The sequence below is a fragment of the Hansschlegelia beijingensis genome (genome assembly GCF_045505405.1).
GTDB classification, from domain to species: Bacteria; Pseudomonadota; Alphaproteobacteria; order Rhizobiales; family Methylopilaceae; genus Methylopila; species Methylopila beijingensis_A.
Genome location: NZ_JBJKEX010000432.1, coordinates 1 through 2,305 on the forward strand (window position 1 = coordinate 1; position 2,305 = coordinate 2,305).

Annotated in this window: 1 protein-coding gene and 3 pseudogenes; 3 read left to right on the plus strand and 1 reads right to left on the minus strand. The window is 70.9% G+C overall.

Annotated elements, in window-relative coordinates:
- Positions 1–116 (minus strand): annotated as a pseudogene (locus tag ACIKT0_RS17150) (3-hydroxyacyl-CoA dehydrogenase family protein); the annotation flags it as partial.
- A 197-nt stretch (positions 117–313) separates the two neighbouring features.
- On the opposite strand from ACIKT0_RS17150, the pseudogene ACIKT0_RS17155 reads away from it, so the two are divergent.
- From ACIKT0_RS17155 to ACIKT0_RS17165, 3 genes and pseudogenes are all read left to right on the plus strand, one after another.
- A pseudogene (locus tag ACIKT0_RS17155) lies at positions 314–508 on the plus strand (glycosyltransferase); the annotation flags it as partial.
- 369 nt (positions 509–877) lie between these two features.
- Positions 878–1,591, plus strand: a complete 714-nt coding sequence (locus tag ACIKT0_RS17160) for a glycosyltransferase (protein WP_407106577.1) — start codon at positions 878–880, stop codon at positions 1,589–1,591.
- A 59-nt stretch (positions 1,592–1,650) separates the two neighbouring features.
- Positions 1,651–2,305 (plus strand): annotated as a pseudogene (locus ACIKT0_RS17165) (hypothetical protein); the annotation flags it as partial.

The window sequence follows — 2,305 nt, forward strand, 5'->3', positions numbered from 1 at the left end:
ACGACGAGGTCGCGCTCGACCTCGTCGTTGAGCGACAGCGGGCCGACCGGCATGCCGGCTTGCCTCGCGAGATTCTCGATCATCGCCGGCGGGACGCCCTCGGTCAGCATCAGATGGGTGCGCGGCTGCGGCCGCGCGCAGCGGTCGCGGCGACGCGATCATCGACGCCTGCGACCTGATCGAGCGCGAGGGGGCGCCTCGCGCCATGACCGCCCCGGCGCGCCGCCGCAGCAGCGTTTGACGAGACCTGCGGGTCGGGTCATGAAAAAGCGGAAGAGCGCCGCCAGCCCATTGGGCCGGCGACCTCCGCCTCATGCACGTGCTGATTGCGGCGATCGGCAGCTCCGGGGACGTTCTCCCGCTGATCGCGATAGGAGGCGAGCTCCACCGACGCGGGCACCGGGTGACGATGGCTGCGCCGGCGCCGTTCGGGCCGCTTGCGGCGCGCGCCGGCATCGGCTTCGAGCCTCTCGGCACAGAGCGGGATTACGCGGCAGCCTTCGCTGATCCGGCGCTCTGGAGCTCCCACCGCGGAATACGCACGCTGTTTGCGGCCGTCGCAGCCGCCATCCGGCCCACATTCGCCTTCGTGATGCGGCGACATCGCCGGGGCCGGACGATTGTTCTCGCCTCCTCGCTGGCGCTTGGCGCGCGCGTCGCGGTGGGCGTCCGACGCGCGCCATACGTCGTCGTCCACCTGCAGCCGGTGCTGATGCAGAGCCGGCGCGAGACGCCGAGATTGCCCGGACTCTTCAGGTTTGGTTGGTTGCCCGCAGGCCTGAAATGGCGACTGCAGCTCGGCGCCGACAGATACGTCATCGATCCGGCGCTGCTCCCCGCCCTGAACGCGTTTCGCGCCGAGATCGGACAGGATCCCGTGCGTCGCCTGCGCCATTGGTGGAACGCGCGCGGCAGGGTGCTGCTGCTCTACCCGCCATGGTTCGCGGCGTTCCAGCCGGACTGGCCCAGGAACGCGCGCCAGGTCGGCTTTCCTTGCGCCGACATGGTGGGAGCGCCGGACGAAAGCGTGGAGGCCCTCGCCGAGTTTCTGGACTCCGGACCACGGCCGGTCGCCGTGACGTTCGGCACAGGCATGCTGCACGGGGAAGCGATGTATCGGGCGGCGATGACCGCCTGCGAAGCGCTAGGGCTCCGCTGCGTGGTGTCGTGCCCCCATCCGCTCGAGATCCCGCCCGAGCGGCGCGATCGGGTCTTCGTCACACGCTATGCGCCTTTCAGCGTTCTGCTGCCGCGCTGCCGAGCGATCATCCATCACGGCGGGATCGGTACGGTCGCGCAGGCCCTCGCCGCCGCGATCCCGCAGCTGATCGTGCCGCTCGCCTTTGACCAGTTCGACAATGCGGATCGCGTGAGGCGGCTTGGCTGCGGGCTCGTTCTGCGCCGCGAGGTTTTCGGCGCGCGCGTAGCCGCCTGGCGCCTGCGACGCCTGCTCGCCTCGACCCCGATCGCGGAGGCGTGCGCGGGCGTCGCGGAGCGCTGCGTCGGAGCGGATGCGATCGGGAGGGTCTGCGAGGAGGTCGAGGCCGTCGTCGCAGAGAGCAACGCGCTGCGGGGCCGAGGAGATCGATAGACGCGCGTCGTGCTCCATCTGAGCATGTCGATGGGGCTCCCCGACACGGGAGGTGAACGATGCGCTTGTCCGACCGGGCGGAGATGGAGCCGACGCGATCCGCGTCCGCCTCCACGACCCCCCGTGGCGACGCCGTGCGACCCGACGAAGAAAGTCCGCGGGCCGCGGAAGCGGCGCCGGCGGCTCAGGAGGTCCGGCGCCGGCACGTCCTCTACATCCAGGGCTACGATCCGCGCGGTCCGGCGGAGTACCGCCGGCTGATCGCTCTCGAACTCCGGCGGTTCGCGCGTCTCTGGGACGCGACCGCGAGCATCAAGCCCGGCCTTGTCGAGGACGCCCGCACGCCGAGCGCTGAATGGACGGCGTCCTTCCGGGGCGGCGAGGCGGAGGTGGCGGTTCGATACGAGACCTTGCGGTGGGACGACCTGGTCCAGAAGGACTTCGCTGCGCCGCTCCCGGTGAAGTTCCTGCGCGGCATCGTGACTACTTGGGACGCCGTGACGTCGGGCCTGCTGTGGCGGGTGGCGCGGGCTTCGCCGCGCTGCGCCCTCGCGTGGAGCTATCCCGTGGCCGTGATCCTGCTGATCACAGCCGTCGCGGCCGTGACCGGGGTGGCCGCCGGCATCTGGGCGGCATGTTCGGGTCGAGGGTGTCGGCGACGGCGTGGTGGTGACCGGCTCGGTCAAGTCGGCTCAGGAAGCCCAGACCGCGATC